At 65.7% G+C, this 24,720-nt stretch carries 26 protein-coding genes; 15 read left to right on the top strand and 11 right to left on the bottom strand.

Annotated features, from left to right (window positions below):
* Positions 1-126: 126 nt before the first annotated feature.
* A complete protein-coding gene (locus ACXKZB_RS01155; RefSeq protein WP_488824357.1) occupies positions 127-741 on the bottom strand; it encodes a TetR/AcrR family transcriptional regulator in 615 nt (204 codons plus the stop codon).
* A 79-nt stretch (positions 742-820) separates the two neighbouring features.
* Between ACXKZB_RS01155 and ACXKZB_RS01150 the strand changes: the two genes are divergently transcribed.
* Positions 821-1,249, top strand: coding sequence for a tautomerase family protein (locus ACXKZB_RS01150; protein WP_488824356.1), 429 nt, complete (start codon positions 821-823; stop codon positions 1,247-1,249).
* Here ACXKZB_RS01150 and ACXKZB_RS01145 read toward each other — a convergent pair whose 3' ends face one another.
* Positions 1,250-2,194: an SLAC1 family transporter gene (locus tag ACXKZB_RS01145; protein ID WP_488825940.1), complete on the bottom strand. Its 945-nt coding sequence runs from the start codon at positions 2,192-2,194 to the stop codon at positions 1,250-1,252.
* A gap of 138 nt (positions 2,195-2,332) precedes the next feature.
* A complete protein-coding gene (locus ACXKZB_RS01140; protein WP_488824355.1) occupies positions 2,333-3,025 on the bottom strand; it encodes an SDR family oxidoreductase in 693 nt (230 codons plus the stop codon).
* 83 nt (positions 3,026-3,108) lie between these two features.
* Here ACXKZB_RS01140 and ACXKZB_RS01135 point away from each other — a divergent pair, with 83 nt between their 5' ends.
* Entirely contained in the window at positions 3,109-3,657 is a 549-nt protein-coding gene (locus tag ACXKZB_RS01135; RefSeq protein WP_488824354.1) for a TetR/AcrR family transcriptional regulator, read from the top strand.
* Between the two features lie 146 nt (positions 3,658-3,803).
* Here ACXKZB_RS01135 and ACXKZB_RS01130 read toward each other — a convergent pair whose 3' ends face one another.
* Complete coding sequence (locus ACXKZB_RS01130) at positions 3,804-4,649, bottom strand: alpha/beta fold hydrolase (protein ID WP_488824353.1); 846 nt, start codon at positions 4,647-4,649, stop codon at positions 3,804-3,806.
* A gap of 75 nt (positions 4,650-4,724) precedes the next feature.
* On the bottom strand, positions 4,725-5,699 hold the full coding sequence (locus ACXKZB_RS01125) for a GlxA family transcriptional regulator (protein WP_488824352.1): 975 nt from the start codon (positions 5,697-5,699) through the stop codon (positions 4,725-4,727).
* A gap of 216 nt (positions 5,700-5,915) precedes the next feature.
* On the opposite strand from ACXKZB_RS01125, the gene ACXKZB_RS01120 reads away from it, so the two are divergent.
* Positions 5,916-6,278 carry a winged helix-turn-helix transcriptional regulator gene (locus ACXKZB_RS01120; RefSeq protein WP_488824351.1) on the top strand — a complete coding sequence of 121 codons (363 nt, stop codon included), beginning with the start codon at positions 5,916-5,918 and terminating at the stop codon, positions 6,276-6,278.
* Positions 6,279-6,427: 149 nt separating this feature from the next.
* Complete coding sequence (locus ACXKZB_RS01115; protein ID WP_488824350.1) at positions 6,428-7,387, top strand: aldo/keto reductase; 960 nt, start codon at positions 6,428-6,430, stop codon at positions 7,385-7,387.
* A 66-nt stretch (positions 7,388-7,453) separates the two neighbouring features.
* Here ACXKZB_RS01115 and ACXKZB_RS01110 read toward each other — a convergent pair whose 3' ends face one another.
* From ACXKZB_RS01110 to ACXKZB_RS01100, 3 genes are all read right to left on the bottom strand, one after another.
* The gene (locus ACXKZB_RS01110; RefSeq protein WP_488824349.1) at positions 7,454-8,152 is read right to left on the bottom strand and encodes a GNAT family N-acetyltransferase; all 699 of its coding nucleotides are present in this window, start codon (positions 8,150-8,152) and stop codon (positions 7,454-7,456) included.
* Entirely contained in the window at positions 8,149-9,045 is an 897-nt protein-coding gene (locus ACXKZB_RS01105; RefSeq protein WP_488824348.1) for an alpha/beta fold hydrolase, read from the bottom strand. Before ACXKZB_RS01105 ends, ACXKZB_RS01110 begins: the two co-directional genes overlap by 4 nt.
* Before the next feature lie 351 nt (positions 9,046-9,396).
* The gene (locus tag ACXKZB_RS01100) at positions 9,397-10,029 is read right to left on the bottom strand and encodes a TetR family transcriptional regulator (RefSeq protein ID WP_488824347.1); all 633 of its coding nucleotides are present in this window, start codon (positions 10,027-10,029) and stop codon (positions 9,397-9,399) included.
* A 241-nt stretch (positions 10,030-10,270) separates the two neighbouring features.
* Here ACXKZB_RS01100 and ACXKZB_RS01095 point away from each other — a divergent pair, with 241 nt between their 5' ends.
* Both ACXKZB_RS01095 and ACXKZB_RS01090 read left to right on the top strand, forming a co-directional pair.
* A complete protein-coding gene (locus ACXKZB_RS01095; RefSeq protein ID WP_488824346.1) occupies positions 10,271-11,440 on the top strand; it encodes an MFS transporter in 1,170 nt (389 codons plus the stop codon).
* A gap of 42 nt (positions 11,441-11,482) precedes the next feature.
* The gene (locus ACXKZB_RS01090) at positions 11,483-12,718 is read left to right on the top strand and encodes a family 1 glycosylhydrolase (RefSeq protein WP_488824345.1); all 1,236 of its coding nucleotides are present in this window, start codon (positions 11,483-11,485) and stop codon (positions 12,716-12,718) included.
* A gap of 795 nt (positions 12,719-13,513) precedes the next feature.
* Here ACXKZB_RS01090 and ACXKZB_RS01085 read toward each other — a convergent pair.
* The gene (locus ACXKZB_RS01085; RefSeq protein WP_488824344.1) at positions 13,514-13,984 is read right to left on the bottom strand and encodes a DUF6841 family protein; all 471 of its coding nucleotides are present in this window, start codon (positions 13,982-13,984) and stop codon (positions 13,514-13,516) included.
* 176 nt (positions 13,985-14,160) lie between these two features.
* A complete protein-coding gene (locus ACXKZB_RS01080; RefSeq protein WP_488824343.1) occupies positions 14,161-14,880 on the bottom strand; it encodes an alpha/beta fold hydrolase in 720 nt (239 codons plus the stop codon).
* Positions 14,881-15,289: 409 nt separating this feature from the next.
* On the opposite strand from ACXKZB_RS01080, the gene ACXKZB_RS01075 reads away from it, so the two are divergent.
* The 4 genes from ACXKZB_RS01075 to ACXKZB_RS01060 all read left to right on the top strand — a co-directional run bounded on the left by ACXKZB_RS01075 (position 15,290) and on the right by ACXKZB_RS01060 (position 19,325).
* On the top strand, positions 15,290-16,261 hold the full coding sequence (locus tag ACXKZB_RS01075; protein ID WP_488824342.1) for a helix-turn-helix domain-containing protein: 972 nt from the start codon (positions 15,290-15,292) through the stop codon (positions 16,259-16,261).
* Between the two features lie 52 nt (positions 16,262-16,313).
* Positions 16,314-16,916: a CGNR zinc finger domain-containing protein gene (locus tag ACXKZB_RS01070; RefSeq protein ID WP_488824341.1), complete on the top strand. Its 603-nt coding sequence runs from the start codon at positions 16,314-16,316 to the stop codon at positions 16,914-16,916.
* Between the two features lie 5 nt (positions 16,917-16,921).
* Positions 16,922-17,809, top strand: coding sequence for a sulfurtransferase (locus ACXKZB_RS01065; protein ID WP_488824340.1), 888 nt, complete (start codon positions 16,922-16,924; stop codon positions 17,807-17,809).
* A gap of 208 nt (positions 17,810-18,017) precedes the next feature.
* Positions 18,018-19,325, top strand: a complete 1,308-nt coding sequence (locus ACXKZB_RS01060; protein WP_488824339.1) for an LLM class flavin-dependent oxidoreductase — start codon at positions 18,018-18,020, stop codon at positions 19,323-19,325.
* A gap of 241 nt (positions 19,326-19,566) precedes the next feature.
* Here ACXKZB_RS01060 and ACXKZB_RS01055 read toward each other — a convergent pair whose 3' ends face one another.
* Complete coding sequence (locus ACXKZB_RS01055; RefSeq protein WP_488824338.1) at positions 19,567-20,157, bottom strand: TetR/AcrR family transcriptional regulator; 591 nt, start codon at positions 20,155-20,157, stop codon at positions 19,567-19,569.
* Between the two features lie 104 nt (positions 20,158-20,261).
* On the opposite strand from ACXKZB_RS01055, the gene ACXKZB_RS01050 reads away from it, so the two are divergent.
* The 5 genes from ACXKZB_RS01050 (at position 20,262) to ACXKZB_RS01030 (ending at position 24,680) form a co-directional block, all read left to right on the top strand.
* Positions 20,262-20,615 (top strand): DUF1330 domain-containing protein, encoded by a 354-nt coding sequence (locus ACXKZB_RS01050; RefSeq protein WP_488824337.1) that lies wholly within the window; start codon positions 20,262-20,264, stop codon positions 20,613-20,615.
* A gap of 69 nt (positions 20,616-20,684) precedes the next feature.
* Complete coding sequence (locus ACXKZB_RS01045; RefSeq protein WP_488824336.1) at positions 20,685-21,542, top strand: MBL fold metallo-hydrolase; 858 nt, start codon at positions 20,685-20,687, stop codon at positions 21,540-21,542.
* Between the two features lie 202 nt (positions 21,543-21,744).
* A complete protein-coding gene (locus tag ACXKZB_RS01040; protein WP_488824335.1) occupies positions 21,745-22,566 on the top strand; it encodes an alpha/beta fold hydrolase in 822 nt (273 codons plus the stop codon).
* Positions 22,567-22,699: 133 nt separating this feature from the next.
* Complete coding sequence (locus ACXKZB_RS01035; protein ID WP_488824334.1) at positions 22,700-23,749, top strand: alpha/beta hydrolase; 1,050 nt, start codon at positions 22,700-22,702, stop codon at positions 23,747-23,749.
* A 136-nt stretch (positions 23,750-23,885) separates the two neighbouring features.
* Positions 23,886-24,680 carry an SGNH/GDSL hydrolase family protein gene (locus tag ACXKZB_RS01030; protein ID WP_488824333.1) on the top strand — a complete coding sequence of 265 codons (795 nt, stop codon included), beginning with the start codon at positions 23,886-23,888 and terminating at the stop codon, positions 24,678-24,680.
* Positions 24,681-24,720 lie beyond the last annotated feature (40 nt).

The raw sequence follows: 24,720 nt of genomic DNA, 5'->3' as shown, positions 1-24,720 counted from the left end.
CGCGCTCAAGCGACTTCATTCGGCCGGGGAGCGGGAGACTTGTCCACGCAGCGACCTCACCAGATCGAATCTCCGTCAGCCGGCGAGTACCGCGGCGCACCGGACGGAAGCCTCAACTGCCAGCTCTCAGTGCCCGAACACCGCCGCCTGCGCTGCGGCTTGAAGCCGCGCTGGAGCCACAAGGCCCAAGACCTGTCGCTCGATGGCGGCCGTTACAAGATCGAATCGCTCAAGTGACCGCGTGGCCCGACCGTATGCGAGCGCGCCTTCGAGCGAGGCGAGGAGGATCTCCGCTGCGTTGCGGACAACCTGGTCATCGTCAACGTCAATGTCAGATGCCGAACTGAGTGCATCTCCGAGCGCCGTTTCCCAGGCGAGAAACCCTTCGCGCACGATCGGGACCAGAGTGTGATCGGCACCTATCCCGCTGGAGACGGCAACGAGGGGGCAGCCTCGGCTGAAGCTGCCATCGAGGAGGATTCGCCGCCACCAGGCTTCGATCGCCTGAAGGATGTCAACAATGGGTTGACCGTGCAGCTGTTCGAGGCTCTGACTAGCCAGCTCTACGGTGCGGTGCAACGCAGCAGCGATCAGTTCGTCCTTTCCGCCGGGGAAGTGGTGGTAGACGGAGCCACGCGGTGCTCCGGAGTGTTCGAGCACGCTCGAGAACGACGTGCCCTGGTACCCGACCTCGGCGAGCAGCAACACGGCGCTGTGCACCATCCGTTCGCGAGGTTCCACCGCTTCAGTATGCAACGTTTGCTTGCTGGCGCTCTGACCGCTCGTGTATGTCTGTCGTCATACCGAACAAGGAGGCACCATGCCAATGATCGACGTTTACGCCACCGCGGGAACCTTCTCCGATCCCCACGGGCTCGCATCTTCCCTGGCGGCGACGCTCATGGAGGTCGAGGAAGTGCCGAACATCCCGATGTTCCGGAAGAACACGGCAGCCTTCATCCACGAGTTGCCGGCCGGCAACCTCGCCAACGTCGACGGGGAGTCCGATCGGATCCGCGTGCAGGTGCTCACCAATGCGGGCGCCCTGGATCGCGGGAAGCAGGTGCGGGCCGTGGAGCGCCTCAGTGAGGTCGTCGCCACCGCCCTCGGCGTCCCCGGCGACCCGTCGAGGGTCTGGGTCCTCCTCACCGAGGCGGTGCCTGGCGGATGGGGACTCGCTGGACACGCGAACACCAACGACGACCTCGTGGCGGCAGCCCGAGCCGAGATCGCGAGTCTGTCGAGCTGATCATGCGGTGCGACGCGGACCTGGGGTGGGGACGCGTCGCACCCGCCGTGCAGCGACGGCGACCGACTGCGCCGCGACGTACCCGAGGAAGATCGTGTCCACGGCCAGCAGCGACCACGACACCGCCACGAGCGTCGGGTCGTTCGACCCGAGCCAGCGGACGACGAAGTTTGTCGTGGACGCGAGGGGGAACGTGAACGTCCACCAGTTCAGCGAGAACGGCAATCGGGCGTACGTGGGAAGCAGCACCCCTTGCACGAGCAACATCATGACGAGTGCGCCAAGGAGGATGACCTGCGTCTCGGTCTGGGGCCCTGGATGGCTGATCAGCCAGGCGAGGTTTGAGGTCGCCGCGGCTGCGAGGAACGCAGCGAGACTGGGGGTCGCCGCGGCTGGCAACACCCCATGGGTGACGAGCCGAATCAGAACGACGATGGAGACGGTGATCCAGAAGAACACGCCTGCTCCGAACGCGGCGATCGCTGCATCGTGGGCGCCGACGGTAGAGAGGCCGATGCTGGCGACGTTAGCTCCAGCGACGACCGGGATGAAGTACCCGGGGTGGACTGCTTCGAGATTCGTGCCACCGGTGAGCCAGTGCGCGAATAACTGAGCCCCGACGATTGCGAGTGCGGCGACCGACACCCAGACCAGAGCCTCGAACACCTGTCGGTCAATCGACGAGTAATGAGCGGCGAGGAGCGTGGCGACCAGTGGGATGTACGCAGCGAACGGCCCCGTGAACGGATGGCGGAGATCCCCCCTGAATGTGCCGCGGTGACGAACGCCGTTGACTACGTACAGCGCGGTGAAGCCGACCCAGAACGCCGCTCCAAGCCCGTACAGGATCTCCGACGGCCATGTAGGGGCGCCCACGAGCGTGGCGGCGGCCGACCACGCGCCGCCGGAACCTGCGAAGCCGAGTGGCACCCCGAACAGGTTCAGGGAAACTGCGCTGTCTGAGGCTGGCGCAACGTGGCGATGCTGGACGATGACGTGCCTCCGATACGAGAAGCTCAGGGTGCAGGAACCGGGATTGACTCGGCGGATGCGTGGAGGCGGAGTCGCTAGGACGTTGTCCGGTCAGATGGACGTGACGAGGTGCTCGACCGGACCGGCGAGTATCGACTTCACGTGACGGCTGGCGTCGTCGACGAGGACCTCGTGCTCATCGGCTTCAAGACCCGCGACCACGGCTTGCGCGACAGTTTCTGCCGACATCTTCGGGCCGTCGAACGAGGCGGCCATCTCCGTATCCGCCAGACCAAGATGCACGCCGATCACCTGAGTCCGCTGCGGTGCGAGTTCGGTTCGTAGCGAGTTCGTGAAGGACCACAGTGCCGCCTTCGAAGCGCCGTACGCGCCGGCACCCGCGAGCCAGCTCAGGACGGAGTGGACGTTGATGACCGCGCTGGTCTCGTGTGCGGCGAGCAGCGGGGCTGCGGCCTGCGTCATCCGGATCGTGCCGAACACGTTCGTGTCGAAGACGTGCTGCATCTCGGACACGTCGGTCCCGAGTACGCCAAAGTTCCCGTCGACTCCGGCGTTGTTGACCACGATCGAGACACCTGATGCTGCATCCACTGCCTTCGCAACGGAGTCGGCGTCCGTGACGTCCAGGGCGATGGGGACGATGCGGGGGTCCTTCGACGGACGCGGAGCGCGCGCGGTCACGTAGACCCGCTCAGCTCCGTGCGCGACAAACTCGGCCGCGATGGCGGCGCCAAGGCCACGCTGTCCACCGGTCACGAGAACGCTTCTTCCTTCGATGTGCATAGCTGTCTCCTTTTCGATGTTTGTTGACATCTATACTACAGGGGCTGGTGTACGACACTGGAACCTGACCAGAGGAGGCGCACGTGCCACGAGTCAGCCGAGAGCAGGCAGCACGGAACCGCGAAGCGCTGGTGACCGCAGCGGCCGAACTGCTGTGCGCACGAGGTTCTGCGGGAGTCACGCTCGATGCGGTCTCGGCGCGCGCTGGTCTGACTCACGGCGGGTTCTACAAACATTTCGCTTCGCGAGATGCGCTGATGGCCGAGGCGCTTGACCAGATCGTGATGCGCCGTCGTGTGGTGCTGGGCATGGCAGCAGCGACCGGGGACCCGCGGCGAGCTGTCATTGACGCGTACCTTTCGGAGCGTCACCGCGACGACCCGGAGCATGGCTGCCCGGTGGCCACGCTCACCGGTGACCCGGCCGCCGTCGCCGGAGCGCCGCTGTCCGACGGATTCAGCCGAGCCTTCAGCGACCTCGTAGGCGCGTTGAGCAACGACGGGTCAGAGGGCCACCGGGCGCTGCTCGACGTCGCAGCGATGGTCGGAGCGGTGCAACTCTCTCGGACGATGGCGGGAGCCGCGGCGTCGGACGACGTACTTGCAGCGACGAAACGGCTTTTGCTGCGGTAGAGGTTTGGATGGCGCCTTCCGGCCCCGGCGTGCACCTGACTGCGGTTCCGTGGGATCACTGGAACTTTGACCGGGCGGCCGGTGCTGGCCTGTGAAAGCCGCGGTCGGGCGAGGAAGGGGGGATCGCCCGACCGCGGCGGCTGTGGTCAGTTCGCGAGGAAGGCGAGCGTCTCTGTCGCTGCCTCGTCCGCGTACTGGAAGATTGATCCGTGTGAGGCATCCGGGAAGATGCGGAGCGTGGAGTTCGGGATCAGGCCTGCGAGCGTGTGGCTGGCCTTGGTGGGGATCATGATGTCGTTGTCGCCCTGCAGGATGAGGGTCGGCTGCTGCAGGTCGGCGAGACGTGCAACGGCGTCCCAGTCGCGACGACCCCAGTTGAGGACTGCTTGGTACTGGGCGTTCTTCGTCTCGAGGGTGACGTCCTGGTCGCGGCCGTCCTGCCAGCCATAGATCCGTCCGAGGGACGCGCCTCCGGCCTCCTGGCTGGTCGCGGTCGGCGCGTAGAAGACGTACAGCACGCCTTCGGCGCCGGTTTCGTCGGCGACGACTGCCGCCTCGACGTCGTCGCTCCACCGCTCCATCCCGGGAGCGCCCTTGGGCCCAGTGCCGGCGAGAATCAGCTTGCGGACCAGCGCCGGCTGGGTGAGGGCGATGTCCTGTGCGACGAAGCCGCCGAGCGAGTAGCCGAAGATGTCCACCTGCTCGAAGCCGAGGGCGAGGATGAAGGCGATGGCATCGTCGGCCATCTCCTCGACAGTGCGGGGGGTCGTCCCGGTGGTGGAACCGACGCCGACGTTGTCGAACACCACAACGTCGCGGCGTGCTGCGATGGCGTCAACCAGGGCCGGGTCCCAGTTGTCAGTGTTACCGCGGAAGTGCTGCAGGAAGACAAGCGGTACCCCGGAGCCGGTGCCGAAGCGTCGGTAGGCGTATGTGACGCCGGTACTGCCGTCGACGTGCTGCAGCGGGCTGGTCGTGAGGGTTGTGGTCATGGAGACCATGGTCCTCAGCGCGCACGGTCATGGCCCCGCTTGCTCGGCCGCCTTTCCCACGGATCCGGCCACCGGTCAGGCCGCGGCGGAGACCTTCGTCGTGGAGTGGAACCGTCGTTGGTAGCGCAGGGGAGGAATGTTCAAACGGCTGATGAACGCTCTCCGGAGCGCCTCCGACGATCCGAATCCGGACATCTCCGCGGCCAGCGTCACGGAGTACCCCGAGTCCAGGTGCGACTTCGCCAGTTCAAAGCGGATGAGCTCGACGTACCGCCCGGGCGTGGTGTCGAGCTCTTCGTGGAAGAGGCGATTGAGGTGTCGGGTGCTGACCTGACCGATCCCGGCGAGGCTGTCGAGCGTCCAGTGCGAGGTGGGGTCCGCCCGGACATGGTCGACCACCTTTCGGAGGGCCGATGTCTTCGGGGCAGGGCCCGTGAGCGAGGCGGAGAACTGGGACTGCCCGCCGGGGCGCTGCATGTAGACGACAAGGCACTGTGCCACGCGTCGCGCGAGCGCGGCTCCGTGGTCCTCCTCAAGGAGGGCGAGGGCGAGGTCGATACCTGCGGAGACTCCGGCTGAGGTGAACGTGCTTTCGTCCTTCACGTAGATCAGGTCCGGCTCGACGGTGACGGCCGGGTATCGTCGCGCGAGCTCGGCTGCGTACCGCCAATGCGTGGTGGCGCGTTTGCCATCAAGGAGGCCGCCCGCTGCGAGGATGAACGCGCCCGTACAAACCGACGCGATCCGGGTCGTCCGCGCCGCCAACGATTTCGCCGCAAGCGCCAAGGGCTCGGGCACCCCGGTGCTCGGGTACGGTTCCCCTCCGGCGACGAGGACGGTGTCCCATCGGTCGTCGCCGACGGCGTAGTCGTCGGCGGTGATACGGATCCCGGCGGAGGAGCTCACCGAGGGAGCGTCGACGGTGAGCATCGTGATCTCGTAGTTCGCTCCGTAGAGGTTGGCCTCGGCGAACACTTCCAACGGTCCTGCGACGTCAAGCATCTTCACGCCGTCGAAGACGAGGAAGCCGATTCGGTGGGGACGGGTCACGGTTGTTCCTTTCACGAGGCCGTCGAGCGCGGCTCCCTTGGCCCAGTATGACGGTTTGCATATCGACTGGGGCTACCGGGCCATACCGGCCGCGGTCGGGAACAAGACCTGACGTTGAGGTGCCCAGGCGGTCAGCGGATGCGCTGCGCAAGTCCTTAGCGTGCGAGCGTTCCTGGGACCTTCGCGGCGGTAGCGGTCCGGGCTTACTCTGAGTCGATGAGTTCGTCTACTGAACCGAGCAACTTGGATGTGCTGCCGCAGGCGAGCTCCATCGCCGCGGCTGTGGACAGCGTCGGCCAACGATGGACGATTCCGATACTCCGCGAACTCAGCAACGGGGTGCGCCGTTTCACAGCAATCCAGGCGAACACGGGAGCGCCTCGCGACACGCTTTCGCGCCGGCTTCGCAAGCTCGAGGACAGCGGTCTGATTGATCGGTGGGAATCCAGCGACCGGCCGGGTCGCCACGAGTATCACCTCACGGAGGCTGGGGAGGACTTCAGCGCTGTCCTTCGGGCGCTCCAACAGTGGGGTGCAAATCATGTGGAACCGACTTGTGCGGTGCTCCGACGAGCGTGAGTGCCGTCGCGGCGACGCATGACGGCTGAATCGTCAGCGTCAGGTCAGGGAGTCGGAAATACGCGCCGGCACCCCTGGTGTTGAGCACGGCGGTGGGTCGGAGTTCGGACTGCCAAGGAGCTGAACGACCGAGCGATAGCAGGTGCAACATGACGTTGATCGCGTCGACGTCAGAGGGGCGCCGCGAGCAGTTTGGACAGTTCATGCTCGGTACGGGCGGTATCGGCGGCATCGCGTCCGCCGCCGGCCCCGGACTGGGTCTGTCTGACGACGACGGACTTTCGCTCATTGATCGAGCGGTGGCTGACGGCTTCCGTGCGCTCGATACGGCCGACGTGTACACCTCGGGCAACAGCGAACGTGTGGTGGGCATGTGGAATCGGAAGCACCCCGACGCGGGTCTGCTGATCCAGACGAAGACCGGAGCAACGGCGACGGGTCCCGACCTCGCTCCGGAGCGCGTTGCGAGGCAGCTGGCGCGTAGCGTCACGACGTTGGGGCGAGTGGACCTGTTTGTTGCTCATCTGGTCGACCCCGCCACTTCGTGGGAGGCGAGCTTGCCCGCGTTCAGCGCCGCCGTGGAGGACGGGACCATCCTTGCCTACGGGCTCTCCAATGTCACCGCAGCAGACCTCGAGCGGGCACTCGCCGCGGCGGACCGACTCGGCATCTCCCGCCCCAGCGTTGTCCAAAATGCCTACTCGCTCGTTGAGCGATCCGACGATCAGACAGTGCTGCCGACCGTCGCCAGCGAAGGTCTGGCATACACCCCGTACTCGCCGCTGGCCAACGGTCTGCTCGCCGGGCGATACAGCAGCGGTGAACAGCCAGCATTCGGAAGCCGTGCGAGCGTCGCCTCGAAGGTCGGGACCTACCTCTCCGACATCGAACTCATGGAGCGGATCCGCTCATTCGATGAGCTCGCGGTCGAGTACGCAGTCAGTCCCGCTGGACTTGCGATGGGGTGGCTCGTCAACCGTCCCCATGTGACCGCACCGATCGTCGGACCCAGCCGCGAGAGTCAGTGGCAAGCCATCACGGAGGCCCGAGCGTTGCGGTGGGACGCGACGCTCTCGTCGCGTCTGGATGAGCTCTTCCCCTCCGCGTGATGGCACGCTGAAGTAGCTCCGTCCGTGTGAGCCCACACGCTGACCGGCTACCGCGGGGTCGAGCGTTCAGCTGACGGCGCGGAGCACGTGGATCGTGTGTCGCTGGTGAACCTGAAATCCCTCCCGTCGATACAGGCCCACCGCGGGATTCGCGGTCGCAACGTGCAGGAATGCCTCGCGGCCGCTTCCGGCAATGTCAGCGAGAACGGAGCGAAGGATCCGGGTCGCTTGACCCTGACCCCGGTGCGTCGGCCGAGTGCAGATGGCACTGACCTCCTGATACGTCCCGGTGTCGAATCGCTGTCCGCCCATCGCGGAAAGTTCTCCCGAGGGGCTGCGGAGTCCGAAGTACCTGCCGAGGGTGATCGTCCCGGGCAGGAACGGGCCCGGTTCGGTCGCGCTCACAAGATCGAGCATGTCGCCGACGTCGTCCGGGCCAAGCGGCGGAACCAGTTCGGACTCGACTCGCGCGACGGGTGGACGATGGATCATCTGCAGGACGTCGATGTTGGCCGTCGTCTCCCATCCGTTGGCGATCTCTTCCGGCGGTGTACTGAACACGGCGACGGCTCGTCCGCGGGAGAGTTCCGAAAGGTCGTTCCAGGCTTGCGGATCGCTCGGGTCAAGGAGCGCCGCAAACGGAGACACGTCGCTCTCGTATGCCGCTGCTGACCTGAGCCGCTGGCTGAACCGTTCGTGCGGCCCGGTCAGGGCTGCCCACACCGGATTCAGCAGATCCGGCATCGCCCGGGAGTGTGCGCTCATCGGCCGAGGATGATGTTCGCGAAGCGGTCGGGGTGTTCCATGGCCGCAAAATGTCCGGTGTCGTCAAGCCGATGTCGGATCGCTCCCGGGAGGTGCGCGGCTGTGGCAGCTCGTTCCCGTTCGCGAGACCAGTCACGTTCGGAGTACACCAGGTCGACGGGTACTGTGACCGCGTCGTACGAAGCCTTCGCGGCCACGAGGGATGGCAGATTTCGGTAGATCGCTCGGGCGACTTTGGGGTAGCCACGACGGTTACCCACCCGCGTGAGTTCGTCGAGGAACGGCTCCGGCAGTCGATGTGCATCGGCGTAACCGCCGCGCATGATTCCGCGAAGAATCGCCTTGTTCTCCAGTGACGCGAAGACGGGACCGACGACGGGTGCGCGGACCGCTGAGATGATCAGGCGCGCGAGGAAGTTGGCCCGTTCAAGGCCGGGAAGGTAGTCGTATGTGTTCGAGGCGACCACTCGGAGCGCACGAGTCGCGAGATGAATCGATGCCGTGAGGGCAACGACGGCGCCCATGGACTCTCCGACCAGCGTCACGTCGTCAAGGTCGTGGTGTTCAACAAACTCGACGACGGCCCGGCGCAGGTCATCGTGGTCGTACCGTTCGTCGGGAGCGATGTCCGACCATCCCATGCCTGGGAAGTCGAGCGCGTAGACGGTGTGGCTGCTGTTCAGGAAGGGGATCAGCCGCTGAAAGTAGTCGAGCTGTGTGCGAACAGTGTGAAGGAGCACCAGAGGTGGGCCGTCCCCGGTGCGGATGAAGCGGATTCGCCGTCCGTTCGGTCGGGTGAACCACCCACTCCGGGCATCGGTCCACGTTTGCAGGTAATGGTCCGCATCAGCGGTCGATGCGGCGCCGTCGTTCGCGGACTCGTTGTGGGTCATTGGAGGGCTCCTAGGGGCGGCAGCTGTTCGGAGTGGGCGTGGCATGGGAAGAACCAACGGCGCTTCGGACGTCTGCCAGCGCCAGTCGGTCCGTGATTCCTGCAGGAAAAGCCTTGCCCGCCGGGGCGGGTACCGCACCGCTTCGGTGGACGCGTTTCCAACAGATCTGGCCACGGCCTGAACCCAGCCGCACTGAAGCCACCGAGCTTCGAGGAGGGCCGCGCTCCATGCTTGGACATCTCTGACACCCTGAGAGAGATTCTCACCTATTGGCAGCTACGGCGCCTCGTGCGGTTGCGCGGCAGACGAGCGCACCTCCTGGCGCCTGGACACGACCACGCGGAGGTGGTCTCAGGGCGCTTCTGCGTGAGCGCTATCCGGGGAAGACGTGTCGGCATCGGTCGTGAGCCCGAGGGCTTCGGCAAGCCGTTTGAGATCCGACTCCAAGTCGATCGTCTGGTCCAGGAGCCACTGCATCTGAAGTCCATCGGACGCCGCGATGAGAATACGAGCGAGGAAATCTGGGTCCAACGGATCGCGTCGCGCTGCAACGCCAGAACCCGACCGGCGAACGACACGACCCATGAAAGCCCGGAGGCGTTCGTAGCGTCCGGTGAAGAACGCATGAGCGGGGTTCGCCGGATCGGGCGCCGCCGCCGCCAGCTCGAAGAACAGCCGCACGAGACCCGGTGTGCTCGCACTCCTTGCCTGCACCGCCGCCAGTGTCCCGACGTGTGGTTCGGCGCCGATCAGTTCAAGTTCCGCGGCGTCGCGCTCCCGCAGAATCGACACGAACAGATTGTCGCGTGAAGCGAAGTAGTGCAGCAGCCCTCGTTCGCTCAGGCCAGCTCGTGCCGCGACTGCGCGCAGCGACGGACCCGTGCTGTCGCTTTCGGCGTACGCCAGCAGCGCCTCGCGCAGGATCTGCCGACGCTTCGCGATGCCCTTGGCGTACGGTCCGCGCCGACTTGCACTCTCGCTCATCTGACCAGTTTATCGAAGCCGGGAATGAAAGCGCAGTATGACTGTGTTTTGGAGAGGCGTGCGTCGCAGCGCGCTCCGACTGCCTGTCGGTCCGAAACAACCACCTGCGTCCGCCTGACGGCTGCCTCTCGGGCTCCCGACGAACCGAGAGGGCCACATGCTTACGATCCCGCCGGGGGCGACCCCTCACGAGCCGCTGCTTGAAGCCGGGCTGGCAGGCCGCGGACTATCGAGAGCTGGGATGGCTGTCCTCGTCGGCCAGCTCGTCTGGGCAATTCCTGGCACCGCGGGGACGACCCTGCTGCAGGCGCTGTCGGCCGAATCGGGTGCAGCTGATAAAGTCGGGACGTACAGCGTGTTCGCCGTCGTCGGCGCTGTCGCGAGCATCGTGGGCACCTTGATCGGAGGAGCGCTTTCCGACCGAACCCGCAGCCGGATCGGTCGACGGTCTCCGTGGCTGCTCGGTTCGTCTCTGCTCTCTGGGCTAGCGTTGACGGCGACCGGTCTCGTGCACGGGGGCGTCCTCATTGGCGCAGGGTACGGGTTGTTCCAGTTCGGGGTCGGCGTGTGGGTCGCATCCGCTGCGGCGCTGATCCCAGATCACGTCGCCCCCGGATCAATTGGCCGTGCGTCGGCATACGCCGGCTTCGGGTATCTCCTTGGGCAGACCGTCGGCGGAGTCGCCGGCGGCATCTTTGTCTCCGCCACCGGCGCAGGGCTCGCAATCGTCCCGTGGACCATGGTCGTGGGAGCCGTCGTCATCACGCTGACGCTCAAGCCGGCTGACAACCGCGGCGTACGGCAGCAGCCTCCCTCTCAGCTCCTCCGCGATTTCATCCCTCGGGGCGGCGCGGACTTCTGGCTCGCGTTCGCCGGCCGATTCTTCTTCATCTTCGCGATCGTCATGCTCACGACGTTCCAACTCTTCACCTTGACGGACTACCTGCACCTCCCGGCGCACGCAGCCGGTCACGTCATCGCCTGGACCACACTGCTGTTCGGAGTCCTCGCCGCCACCACTGTGGTCATCACCGGGCCGTTGTCGGACCGAACCGGTCGTACGAAGTTCTTTGTCGTGTCAGCGTCCACGCTGGTCGCGATCGCCCTCGTTCCGGTGCTCCTATCACCGACAGTGCTGACCTACGTCATCTTCTTCGCCATCACCGGCATTGCGTTCGGCGCCTACATCGCCGTGGACCAATCCCTGATGATCGCCGTCCTACGTCGGCGCTCCACCGCCGCGCGCGACCTCGGATTTCTGAGCTCGGCGCAGACTCTGCCCGGGGTCCTCGCACCCGTCCTCGGCGGCATGCTCGCCGCGCACCTCGGCTATGCCGCACTTTTCGTGACATCGCTCGTCGCTGCACTTCTCGCTGCTGCGGTCATCGTCATCATCCGCAGCGTCCGCTGACACCTCCGCCCAGACAACCTCAACCACCGAAAGGCATCCACCATGACCGATCTCAGCCCCTCCACTTTCCCTCGAGGGTTCCTCTGGGGAGCCGCAATCGGCGCGAACCAGTCCGAGGGGAACAACGTCGCCAGCGACTGGTGGGCGCGCGAAAACCAACCGAACTCACCAGTCGCCGAACGGGCCGGCGACGCCATCGACAGCTACCACCGATGGGCCGAAGACCTCGACCTCGCGGCCGCGGCCGGCTTGACCGACTACCGGTTCGGCATCGAATGGTCCCGCATCGAACCCGCGGAGGGGTTCATCTCCCGTGCGTCAGTCGACCACTACCGACGCATCGTGCTTGGCGCGATCGACCGTGGTCTGCGGCCGCTCGTCACTCTGCACCACTTCACCAACCCGCTCTGGTTCACCCTCGGCGGCGGATGGCTGCGACCCGACGCAGCCCACCGGTTCCTTCGATACGTTAACGCTCTCAAGCCAGTCCTCGAAGCTGGAGTCGAGCGGGTGGAAACGATTAACGAACCCAACATCGTCGCGATCTTCCCCAAGCTGCAGGGTGCCCACAACCTCAACGAGGGGCTCCCCGTCCCCGACCCCGCAACCACCGAGGCGATGATCCGAGTGCACGACGCTGCGCGCGACCGCATCAAGCGAGACCACCCGAGCATCCTCGTCGGCTGGGGCGTGTCCGTTCAGGACTACCGACCCGAACCCGGCGCCGCCGATGCCGCGGCCGCCTACGCCCGCCCTCGCGATGGAGTGTTCCTCGAAGCGGCTCGGGGTGACGACTGGGTCGGGGTTCAGACCTACACCGGTGGGCGGATCGACTCTCAAGGTAACCCAGTCCCCGAGCCAGACGCAGAGCGGACGCAGACCGGCTGGACGTACCTTCCGGACGCTCTGGGCGGCGCCGTTCGACGCGTCGCGTCAATCGTTGGAGACGTGCCCATCATCGTTACTGAGAACGGCATCGCCACTGCCGACGATGAACGTCGCATCGAATACACGACCGGCGCGCTCTTGTCCCTCCGCGCCGCGATGGACGATGGCGTCGACGTGCGCGGCTACTTCCACTGGTCCCTTCTGGACAATTGGGAGTGGGGACACTGGGGCCCCACGTTCGGTCTTGCCTCGGTTGACCGAACCACGTTCGAACGCACCCCCAAGCCATCCCTGCACTGGCTCGGTGCCCTCCGCCCCACCGGTGCACGCCACAGCCGCGACATGAGGGCTATCGCGCCGACATTCGAGGCGCACGGCGGCCGAAGCTAATGCTGCCCGAGCCTCAGACTCGAGCGGGGAAGCGTCGCAACCTCTGGCATTGAAGCTTCCTCGTGAACTCTTCCGGAGTGCCAGCATTACCACCGGCGCCGCCTCGGCGAAGCGCCGGAGTCCTCCACTCCTGCACGCTGACCTGCCGCCGCCCCCACCGGGCGCTGTCCTAACTCGAGCGGTGAGTGGAAGCCCATGCAACGGACGAAAGCGATCTGACGCTCAAGGACGGCGTCATCCCGGCCGGCTTCCTGAGGCATCACTGTGTCGCGGCACGCTGCATCGAGATCAGGTCCCCAGCCGACGACGCCTGTTCAACTGGAGCGATCGACGTCAGTACAACCGAACGTTCCGCACGGGAGGGCGAGGATGCAGCGCAAGGTCATGGTCGGCCGCTCGGTCCCCCCGCACGAGGTGACGGACCGACGCATGCCGGTCCTCACTGTTGACCCGCGCCGAAGACAGCCGAGGTGTGCACGAACGGTAGCGACGGACGTGGGGCAAAGTCCCGACGGTAGATGTCACGGCAACCGTTTCCGGAGCTGACCTGCACCGCACAATCGGCGCAGGCTTCCCCGTGGGATTTGACCTGGAGCGGCGCTGCCCCAGGCCACCCTGTGATCCGCGGTGGTTGCGTGCTCGCGATGACGAGTGCCATCCCTACGGACTTGACTGCACGCGTGATCGCCGCTCGCATTTCATGTCGACGACCACCGAGCGGCAACTGTCTTGTCGACCTGCGCCGCGCCCCGCAGCGGTTTACACCGAGGGGCGCGGCCAGACGATGGGCCTCACTTACGCCACAGGCCAGACGCCCTCCAGCGTTTCCGCCTCGGTGGCGTGAGTGGCGAAGGTGACGATGCGAATGCCATCGGCGCGCTTCGCCAGAGCGAAGTGCACGGCAACTCGCTCGATCTCAGAGCCGTCGGCTCGCTGTCGAGACCACAGCGCGTCGATGGTCGCGCCGAAGCGGTTATGAACAACCGTCCGACGGTCGAGCACGATGCTGTCCGCATAGCCCGCAGTGTGCAACCGCGACGTCATCGCCGTGAAGACCTTCGCGACGTCCTCATCCGTCGGCGCAAGGCTAACCGGACCGAGGTCGTTGCCGACCCACAGCGGGGAACCCCAATACGAGGAGATGAATGCAGGGTCGCTTGCCCCGCCGACTGCCTTGATGAAGGCCGGCATGTACTCGTCATCGAACCAGGCGGTGAACTCAGCACGGGCCTCGATGAGGACAGGGTCCTCGTGGTGCTGCAACATTGCGGTTCCTTTCAACTTCGGGTGATCAGGACTCCCGTCGCCAGATGACCGCCGTCGACGAGGACGCAAGCATAACAGTTTTACCTCTGTCAACTTCGGTCAGATCATCACCGAGCTCTCCGCACGGCAGCGGGCCCAACCCCGCCGGGGTTGGGCCCGCCGCTCGGCGCCAACTGTCAGTTGGCGGCTCGCTCGATGAGAGCGGCCACCTTGCCGGGTGCTTCGAGCATCGCGACGTGGTCCACGTGCGCCCTCACGACCACCCCATCTGCGCGCTTGGCGAGGATCTCCTGCTCGGCCGGCGGAATGATCTTGTCGGCGGTCCCGATGAAGAAGTAGCTCTTGATGGTCTTCCACGCGGGTGTGCCGACGAACGGGTCGTTGAGTGCGCTCTGCGTGACGGGCAGCTGGCTGGCGGCAAGTTCGTCGCGCTCGGCCTTCGGCAGCATCGGAACGAACGTTGCTGCGAAGTACTTCTGCTGGATGTAAGTGTCCTCGTCGCCGTTGACCGCGCCCGGGTAGGGCGCGAAGTCGAAGACCTTGGTCGGGTCCTTCACCGCGAGGGCCGAGCCCGGCTGCGCAGTGCTTAGCCCGTTGCCAGTCTCGCCAGCGGCCGGCGCGAACGCATCGACGTAGACCAGGCCGCGAACCTGCGGCAACCGGTCGGCAGCACCGGTGATGACGGACCCGCCGTAGGAGTGCCCAACGAGCACGACCGGGCCGGACACGTTCGCCTTGACGTACGAGACGACATCCTCAGTGTCTGTCGCCAGTCCTCGCAGCGGCACGGGTGCGTTCACGACAGTGAACCCGTCGGCCTGCAGCCGCTTCGTGACCGGGGCGAAGCTCGAGTCGTCCGCGAACGCGCCATGGACCAGGACGATGGTCGGCGTCACCGACTGGGTGGAGGAGACGAGCCCCACCGATCCATCCCGGACGGAGTGCCTGGGGGACGCATTGGCGGCCAGCGGAACGCCAACCGCGAGGGCGGTGACGACGGCGATGCCCGCGCCGAAGGCGACGGAGCGGCGGGAGATGGACGATGACATGGTGGAGCACCTTTCAAGACACGGCTTGCGCCGTGGGCTTCGCGTTGCAGACGCCCGGCTGGGTCTGTGGATTCAGCCTCGCGAACGAGCGGATGCGGAACCAGGCGAATCTGCGCATGCCGTGGCTGATCCGCCGCATCCTCCGCCGTGACATCACCTCCTCCCGTTGTCCGACGTGCTTTCGGCGGCGAAGTCCCCCTCGAGCTGGCTGGAGGAGCCCTGGCGTGAGGCTGATCTGCGACGTAAGCTAACGGCCATGACCTCTGCCGTCGGTTCCAGTGTTGATCGGTTGGAGATTCATTCGAGCCTGCTGTGCGAGGACGGAACGACGGTCAACCTCGTGTCGGAGGGAGAGGTGCTCCCGCTCGACCAGGGTGCGATTGCTGTCGACCAGACCGTCGTGAACAGGTTCCGCTGCGCACATACGCACGAGTTTGTTGAGATCTCATTGGTTCGACGTGGGTCAGCCATCCACCATGTCGAGTCGGGTTCGATCCCCATCGGAGCGGGCGACCTCATCATCGTCGGGCAGGGAACGTGGCACTCGTACGAGACCGAAGGTCACCTCGAGCTGACGAACCTGTACTTGTCGCAGAACGTCATCACGACGGAGCTGGCGTGGATGACGGACTTCCCGCACCTCGGTCCCATCCTTCGCAACACGGCGGCCAACCCGACAGCGCCAGCGATGACTATCCGCCTGAGCCCGGAGAACCTGACAGCGGTCACTCAGGCGTTCAACGCTCTCGAGCGCCTCGACGGGCGGAACCACTTCCAGAAAATCGCCCGCGTCTTCGAACTGCTCGGGGCACTCTCCCCGGTGTTCCTCAACGAACGTGCCCTGAGCCGAACCGTCGATCCCACGACGTTCAGCCACGCGGCAACAGGGTCTGATCGAGCCGGGAAATACCGGGCGAGCGTCTCGCATGCGGTTTCCCTGCTCCACGATCAGATCGACGAGATCTGGACGCTGAGCCGCCTCGGTGCGGAGGTCATGCTCTCGCCCAGCCAGCTCAACCGAGTGTTCACCTCGGACACCGGGATGGCGCCCATGGCGTATCTCCAACGTATCCGCGCCGAACGGATGGCCTACTTGCTTCGCACGACCGACGTCACGATCGCAGCCGCGGGGCGCGCAGTCGGCTGGGACGACCCGAGCCACGCCACCAGACGGTTCCGGTCGTACTGGTCCTCTACACCGCAGGCGTATCGCAGCCGCGTCCGATGAGCTGGCACGGCAGAACTCGCTCCTTGCTTTCCAACAGTAGAAATGAGCACCGATGACCACGTCTCTTCTCGGAGCGGCACGCTACGGCGTCGCGCAGGCGCCACCAGATCTTCAGCTCGTGCAGGAACTGCTCAACACCGTGACCGCGGGGAAGACAGATCTCCCCGACCTTCTCCAGCAGCCCCAACTCGCCAGTGAATGGCTGCGGGAGTTGAAGGCGCCCGGTTTCGAGCAGCCGTCCGACACCCTGCTCGATGCTCCCACCGAGAAGGAGCTCCGTCGACTCGCTGAGCTCCGAGACAGTATCGCCGCGACACTCCGCGGCGTCGATCCGACCCGCATCCGCGCCGACCTCCGGCTGGAACTCCAGCCCAGCGGTGTGGTGGACGTGGCCCACGCTGGTCGCCCCGCTTCCCGCCTGACCGCGGCGGTCCTCGTTCAAGCGTTCCTCGCGCAGCGATCCGGGGACTGGCAGCGGCTGAAGATCTGCGCAAACCCGAACTGCAACCTCAGCTTCTATGACAGGTCGAAGAATCGCAGCGGTGTCTGGCACGACGTGCGCACCTGCGGTAACGCGATGAATCTCCGTGCCTCCCGCGCACGACGCCGAAACGAACGAGACGCTTCCAACCCCACCGCAGAAACCGCGAGGTGAACTTCATGTACCCCATCGATGACTCCGAACCGAAGTTCGCCCGATACGCGCACCCCGAGCGACTCGTCAGCACCAGCTGGCTCGCAGCCCGCCTCGACGACCCGCAGGTGGTTGTTGTCGAGTCCGACGAAGACGTCCTCCTCTACGAGGTCGGGCACATCCCCGGATCCGTGAAGATCGACTGGCATCTGGACCTCAACCAGCAGGAGCAACGGGACTACCTCGACGGCGAGCAGTTCGCCGCGCTGATGGACGCCCGGGGGATCAGCCGTGACACCACCGTCGTGATCTACGGCGACAAGAGCAATTGGTGGGCTGCCTACGCCCTCTGGGTGTTCAACTTGTTCGGGCACCCGGACGTGCGGCTCCTCGACGGCGGCCGGACGAAGTGGATCGACGAGGGTCGCGCGCTGGTCACCACCGTCGACGCGCCACGGCCCTCGCGCGGGTACCCGGTGGTCGACCGCGACGACACGACCACGAGGGCATTCCGTGACGATGTCCTCGAGCACACGGGGAAGCCGCTCGTCGACATCCGCTCCCCCCAGGAGTACCGAGGCGAGGTGACGAGTGCACCCGGCTACCCGGAGGAAGGCGTGCTCCGCGGTGGCCACATCCCCGGTGCCCGCAACGTGCCCTGGGCGCGAGCCGCGGCCCCAGACGGCACCTTCAAGACCGTCGAGGAGCTTCGTGACGTCTACGTCGAGGAGGTTGGCCTCCACAGCGAAGACGACATCATCACCTACTGCCGGATCGGCGAACGCTCCAGCCACACCTGGTTTGCCCTCACCCACCTCCTCGGCTTCGAGCAGGTCCGCAACTACGACGGATCCTGGACCGAATGGGGCAACTCGGTCCGCGTGCCAATCGAGCGGGGCGAGCCCCGGCCGTAAAGCAGGCTCATCGCAAACGGCTTCGGCACCATCGACAGCCGTTGATGACCAAACGCCGATCGAGGAGGTCTTCGTCAGGTGACCGCCGTCGCCGCGCCCACGACTCGGCGGAACCGGCGGGCGCACCGTCGGCCCGTCGCACCGCCCGGTGACATCACGGGCCCCCTTCTCGTCCCACTCTCATCCTCACCAGCAACGGAGCGGCACTATGAGCCGAAACCATCTCGTCCTCGCACTAGGCCTCTTCTACCCGGGTGGCGAACACGTCACAAGTTGGCGTCTTCCCGACGCGCAACCCGAACGATTCCTCGACGTCGGCTACTACCGAGATCTCGCACGGACGGCCGAGCGGGGTAACTTCGCCGCCCTCTTCCTCGCCGACGAGCTCTACGTCTGGGACCGGTTCGCGTCCGGGATGGAATCGACAGTCAACGAACGCCTGGAACCATTCACACTGCTTGGAGCGCTCTCCCAGGCCACTGAACGGATCGGGCTCGTCGCGACCGTGTCGACCACGTATAACGAGCCGTACCACGTCGCCCGTCGGCTGGCGACGCTCGACTTCCTCTCGAACGGTCGGGCCGGGTGGAACCTCGTCACCAGCGCAACCGATGAGGAAGCATGGAACTTCGGCAAGACCGCCAACCTTGACCACTCAGTTCGGTACCGGCGAGGCGGCGAGTTCGTCGACGTCATCGACGAACTGCTTGACAGCTGGGGCGAAGGCGCAGTGCTCGCCGACAAGGCGACTGGCCGGTACTCGGCCGGAGACCTCATCCGCCCGATCGACCACGCCGGCGAGTTCTTCACAGTTCGTGGGCCGCTCAACATCTCCCGCCCACCACAGCGCCGACCAGCCCTGTTCCAGGCCGGCTCATCAGAGGCGGGCAAGACCCTCTCAGCTGCCAAGGCCGACGCGGCATTCACCCTCGATGTCGGCTCACTGGGGAACGCGCAGGCGCTCTACGAAGACTACAAGCGACGAGTACTGGCAGCCGGCCGGAACCGCGACGCCCTCGCTGTCATGCCGCTGCTCGGTCCGGTCATCGGATCGACGGAGGCGGAAGCTCGAGACAGGGCAGATCTGATCCTGGAGCTCACTCCCGATCAGGTCACGCTCGACCTGCTCTCCCATCGTCTTGGCACCGACCTCTCCAACCACGACCCGGACGAGATCTTCTCCTTCGACTTCGGTGACGTCGACACGATGCAGCAGTCCCAGTCCGCATATGCGTGGATCGAATCGCTTGTAGACGGGCGGAAGCTAACCCTGCGCCAGGTGTACCAAGCGGTCGCCGAACAGGGCCTCATCGTCGGAACGCCCGAACGAGTCGCAGACCACATGGAGGAGCGCTTCACCGGTGGCGCCGCCGACGGATTCATCGTGATGGCGCCATCGCTACCGAGTGGACTGACCGAGATGGTCGACCATGTCGTCCCGCTGCTGGTTAAGCGTGGCATCTACCCGTCGGAATACCAGGGCAAGACGCTCCGATCCAACCTCGCTGGGCTCTGACCAGGTTATGCACGACCACAGAAGTCGCTCGTCGTAGCGCCAAGTTCTATCCGCGCCCGAGGTTCGGATAGAGCCGGTACTGCTGGGTCGGGTGCGGTGGCCCGCCGCTCACGGCGCCACGGCGCACTGCCGGGACATGTTCACACGTCACCGCCCGGCGACAGCGCAGCCGACTCGCGACGCACACGGCCGGAGCGTCTACACCAGGGCGCGGCGGCTGCTGCGCCTGCCGCACTGACCGTCAGCACCCGCCCTCAGACCGCGGCGGAGACAGCACGGCGCGCGCCGCGGCGGCGAACTCGTCGGCCAGCGGAGAACCAGCCGTCGCCCGAGACAGCGTTAACGCGCCCACCATCGTGATCAGCGCCTTGACGCTCTCCGCACGAGCATCTTCGGTCTCGGGCTCCCCCTGACAGGCCCGGATTGCCCGCAACGTCTTCTCCACGCCGACAACGTACGCGTCGCGCAGGCCGCTAGCTTCCCCCGCGCGGATCACGTCGGATGCCAAGGCAGTCGACGCGCAACCCCCAGCCACGTCGCGCCGCTGCTCATCCGAGAAATACTCGCCCACGAATTCCAACCAGGCGTCAGCGCCACCTCCGGCCCCGCTCATATCCTCGATGAGATCCGAGAACGCAAGTTCCGCGGCGAGCGTCATCAGCTCGTCCTTTGAGCTGAAGTGCTTGTAGAAGCCGCCGTGCGTCAGACCGACCTCCGCCATGATCGCCTGCACGCTGACTCCCGACTCGCCCCGCTCCCGAAGCATCCGTGCCGCGACGGACACGATCGCTTCCCGATGCCGGGCCGTCTCCACCTTCGATGACTTCGCCACGCTTCCCCTTCTCTCTCAATCGTTTCAGATTACGCCTGTCATCTGACTTGCGCGGACCCAGCCTCGGGTTTAGATTACATCCATCATCTAACGAGAGGGCCGCCATGACGACCTACATGATCACCCACCTGCGGATCCCGAACGACGTTCCCAACGAAGCAGGGCTGTCCTACCTCGAGCAGGTGGAGGCGACCCTGACCCCATTCGGTGGCGCGTACCTCGCCCAAGGAGCTCCCGCGGTCGTCAAGGAGGGTGGCTGGCAGGGCTCCGTCGTGCTGATCGAGTTCCCGGACCGCGGGGCAGTGGACGGCTGGTACGAGTCCGCGGACTACCAGCGGATCCTCCCCTTGCGCCTGGAGAGTTCCATCTCCGACACCGTGATCATCGACAAGCTCCCGGAGGACTTCTCCGTGAAGGGCTTCGTTGCTGGCGTTCGCGCCAAGATTGCCGCCGCGTAACCAACGCCGCCTGCAGGTCAACCGCGACGTCGGCGCTGTGGCGTGATCCCCTCAACGAAAGGCAGACAGATGGCAACCGCGACCCGAAGCCCACTGCAGTTCGCCGTGAGGACCGCGACCCGACCGGGACTCACCCGTGACCTGCCGCACGGACCCGACGACCTGCAGTGGGTGGGAAACACCGCCACGTTGATCTACGGAGAATCCGACGCGGTCCTCGTCGACACGTACACGTCGATCGCGCAGAACGCGGAACTCGTCGACTGGGTGCGTTCCTTCGGCCGCAACCTCACCCACGTCTTCATCACCCACGGTCATGGCGATCACTTCTTTGGCATCGCCCAGCTGCTCCAAGCTTTTCCGGATGCAACTGCTGTCGCCTCCGCCGGCACCGTCGCTGTCGCTGCGGAACAAGGCGAACCCGCGTGGCGAAATGACTTCTGGGGCACGCTCTTCCCTGGACAGATTCCGCCGTTCCAACTGCCGCAGGCGCTCGACGGCAGCACTCTCGAGCTCGAAGGGCACCGTCTGGAGATCATCCAGGCGGGCAGGACCGACACCCGGGACACCACCTACCTGTGGAGTCCTGACCTGCGGCTGGTCGTCGCGGGAGATGTCGTCTACAACGACACGCACCAGTTCACGGCGCAGACGACCGCCGAGTCGCGCGAGCGCTGGGCGACAGCCGCCGAGGCGATCGCCTTACTCGACCCGGCAGCTGTCGTCGCCGGGCACAAGAAGCCGGACGGACACAACCACCCGGGAACGCTGCACGAGACCGCTCAGTACTTGCGCGATTTCAACGCCGTCGCCACGACTGCTCGATCCGCAGTGGAGATATACGACGCCATGCTGCAGCGATATCCGAGCCGTGCGAATCCCGGCGCGCTGTGGAGCGGCGCACAAGCAGCAGCCTCACGGCCATGAACAGGACAAGCGGCGCTGCCGCTCCCGTCGTCAGAACGACGACGCCCCGAATCTCGGACGACCACACCGTCCCAGGAGCCATCACCCGGAGTCGCGCAGCGCTCCCCGATGGGTGGCTGATGTAAGCCCCGTGGCCAACCGGACACGGCATCGTGAAACACGCTCGCGGGCTCCGTTCGCGAGACTGAACAGGAAGCACACCATGCCCTACATCACCACCAAGGACGACGTCGAGATCTACTACACCGAGCAGGGTTCCGGACAGCCGGTCTTGCTCAGCCACGGCTGGCCACTCAACTCTGACGCCTGGGCGCTGGAACTGAAGGTCTTCGCGGACGCCGGGTACCGGGCCATCGCGCACGACCGGCGCGGGCACGGCAAGTCCAGCAAGACCTACACCGGCAACGACATGGACCACTACGCCGCCGACCTTCGCGACCTCGTCGAGGCGCTCGACCTCAAGGACCTCATCCTCGTCGGTCACTCCACCGGCGGCGGAGAGGTCATCCGGTACGCCGCGAAGTACGGAGAGGGCCGAGTCGCGAAGGTGATCGGTGTCGGAGCCACGCCGCCGCTCATGCTCCAGACTGAGGGCAACCCGGAGGGGGCACCCAAGGCCATCTTCGATGGCATTCGGAACGGTGTCATCACTGACCGTTCGCAGTACTACCAGGATCTGTCGAAGGCGTTCTTCGGCGCGAACCGCGAGGGCTCGACCGTGTCTCAGGGCGTCCTCGACGACTTCTGGCGGCAGGGCCTCGAGGTCGGTGTGGCCGCAGCCTACGACTGCGTTGCGGCGTTCTCCGAGACCGATCAGACCGACGACCTCAAGGCAATCACCGTGCCGGTCTTCCTCGCCCACGGCGATGACGACCAGATCGTCCCGGTGGAGGCCGCAAGCCAGAAGGCCATCGACCTTCTCCAGAACGGTGTGCTGAAGGTTTACCCCGGCGCACCGCACGGCATCTTCGGCGACTTCCAGCGCGAAGTCGACCAGGACATCCTCGACTTCATCGCCCGCTGACCACGACGCGATAGCGCGTCGTCTTGACCCGCGGGGACGGTGAACCTTCCCTTTGACCATCCCCGCGTCGGACCGCCTCGGCGGCCCGAGGGCCCCGCTCTCGTCCCCCATCGAGAGCGGGGCTTTCCCCACTATGAAGAGACAACAACGGCAGGTGCGACGCATGAGACCTCTGAAGCGCACGCCCCGATTGCTGGCGCGACGGTCGGTGAAGGCGGCAGCCCTAGTGGTCTTCGGTGCGCTCCTCGCCCTCGTGACATACAACGTCAGCGTCGAGCCGGGAGCCCTTCTGGTGAGAGCAGTGTTCGAGACAGGTCGGGAAGTCACGCCTCCCGCCGACTACGGGTCCATTGCCGCCACTGTTCAACAGCATCCAACGGTTCCGTTGCGCACCCGAGGGGCTCCGGAAGCGCACTTGCTAATCACGACACCTCGGTCGGCAGGCGGTACCCCACACCCCATCGTGCTCTGGATCCATGGAGGCGGGTTCATCTCGAGTTCTGCGGAAACGGTTCAGGACTACGCCGTGCTGCTCGCTCAGCAGGGTTTCGTCGTCGCCAACCTCGACTACTCGATCGCTCCTGGGGCGCGCCACCCTGCGCCCGTCAGACAAGGCAGCAGCGCGCTCGCGTACCTGCGGCGCCACGGCACCCAATACGGCGGCGACGCTTCCAAGATCGTTCTCGGCGGCGACTCCGCCGGCGCCCAGATCGCCAGTGAACTGGCCGCCGCGGAGACCTCACCCAGACTCGCCCGCGCAATCGGCATTCCGACACCGCCGAGCAGCACCGCGCTTCGCGGAGTGGTGCTGTTCTGCGGCCTCTACGACATGGAAACCGTTGGGCGCACCGGTTTCCCCGCCCTCAGAACCTACCTCTGGGCGTACACGGGACATCGGAACTGGCTCGACGCACCCGGCATCACCGACATGTCAACGACTTCGACGGCCACTGCCGACTACCCGCCGACTTTCGTCAGCGTCGGCAATACGGACCCGTTCCGCTCTCAGGAATCCGAACTCGCCGCCACCTTACGCGCCGAGGATGTCCCGGTCACCGAGCTCACCTGGAACGGGAGCAAGGCACACCTCGGACACGAGTACCAATTCGACTTCGCCACACCGCAGGCCGACGTCGCATTCGACCGGACCGTTTCGTTCCTCCGAGCGGCCGCGAGACGGTGAAGCAACACGTGACAGGAGATTCAATGGAGCGACAGAGGACTCACCTCGCGGCGCGACTCGCCGCCTGGGCTGGGTGGACCGCCCTGCTTGCGGCCAGCTGGTTTGTTACCTACGTCGTCCTCGTGGTCCGAGGACGATGATGACTGCACGGGCGCACTACGTAGCGTTGGGAAGCTCCTTCGCAGCCGGGCCAGGCCTCCGTCCCAGAGCTCAGAACAGCCCGCGTCCGAGCGGCAGATCCGGAGCGAACTACGCGCACCGTCTCGCCGCCAGAGTCAACCTCGATCTAGCCGACGTGTCCTACTCGGGGGCGACGGTGAGAGGCATGCTGCATGGTGTCGATCGCGCCAGCAGCGGGCAATTGGCCGCCATCCGAGCGGACACCGCCCTCATCACAATCACCGCTGGCGGAAACGACGTGGGTTACCTCCCGGGACTCACCCTGACGAGCCTTCCGAAGGCAGTTCAGGCGCTCCCGCGGATACGTCGACGAATTGGCACGGTCCGAGACGCCCTCGAAGTCGACCGTCGCATCGCGGCACTCGAGCGCGACTACACGACCCTGGTGCAGTACGTGAAACAGCAGGCCCCATCCGCACGTATCGTCCTCGTCGACTACCTAACGATCCTTCCCCCGGTAGGGGTCGTCACCGAGCAACAGCTGCTCCCCCTCCCGCTTGAGATGGCGTCCTGGGGTCGACACGTGGCCCAGCGATTGACGGCGGCAACCCGCCTGGTCGCAGCAACTGAAGCCGTTGGATTCGCCGAAGTAGCCAGCGCCTCCCACAGCCACCACGCCTGGGCTGCCGAACCGTGGACGAAGCCATTCCACTTCGGGCTTCGCGGCGGTGCGCCGTACCATCCGACCCTCGCCGGCATGGACGCCGTCACTGACATCCTGTTCAACACCGTTACCCACGACGAGCGATGAGCACCGTCTTCGCCTCGTCGAGGGTCCGCGTCTGCGACCA

The organism is Curtobacterium sp. ABR8 (assembly GCF_057812125.1).
Note: the sequence above shows the minus strand (reverse complement) of the source record. Positions and strands in the feature narration are given on the sequence as shown.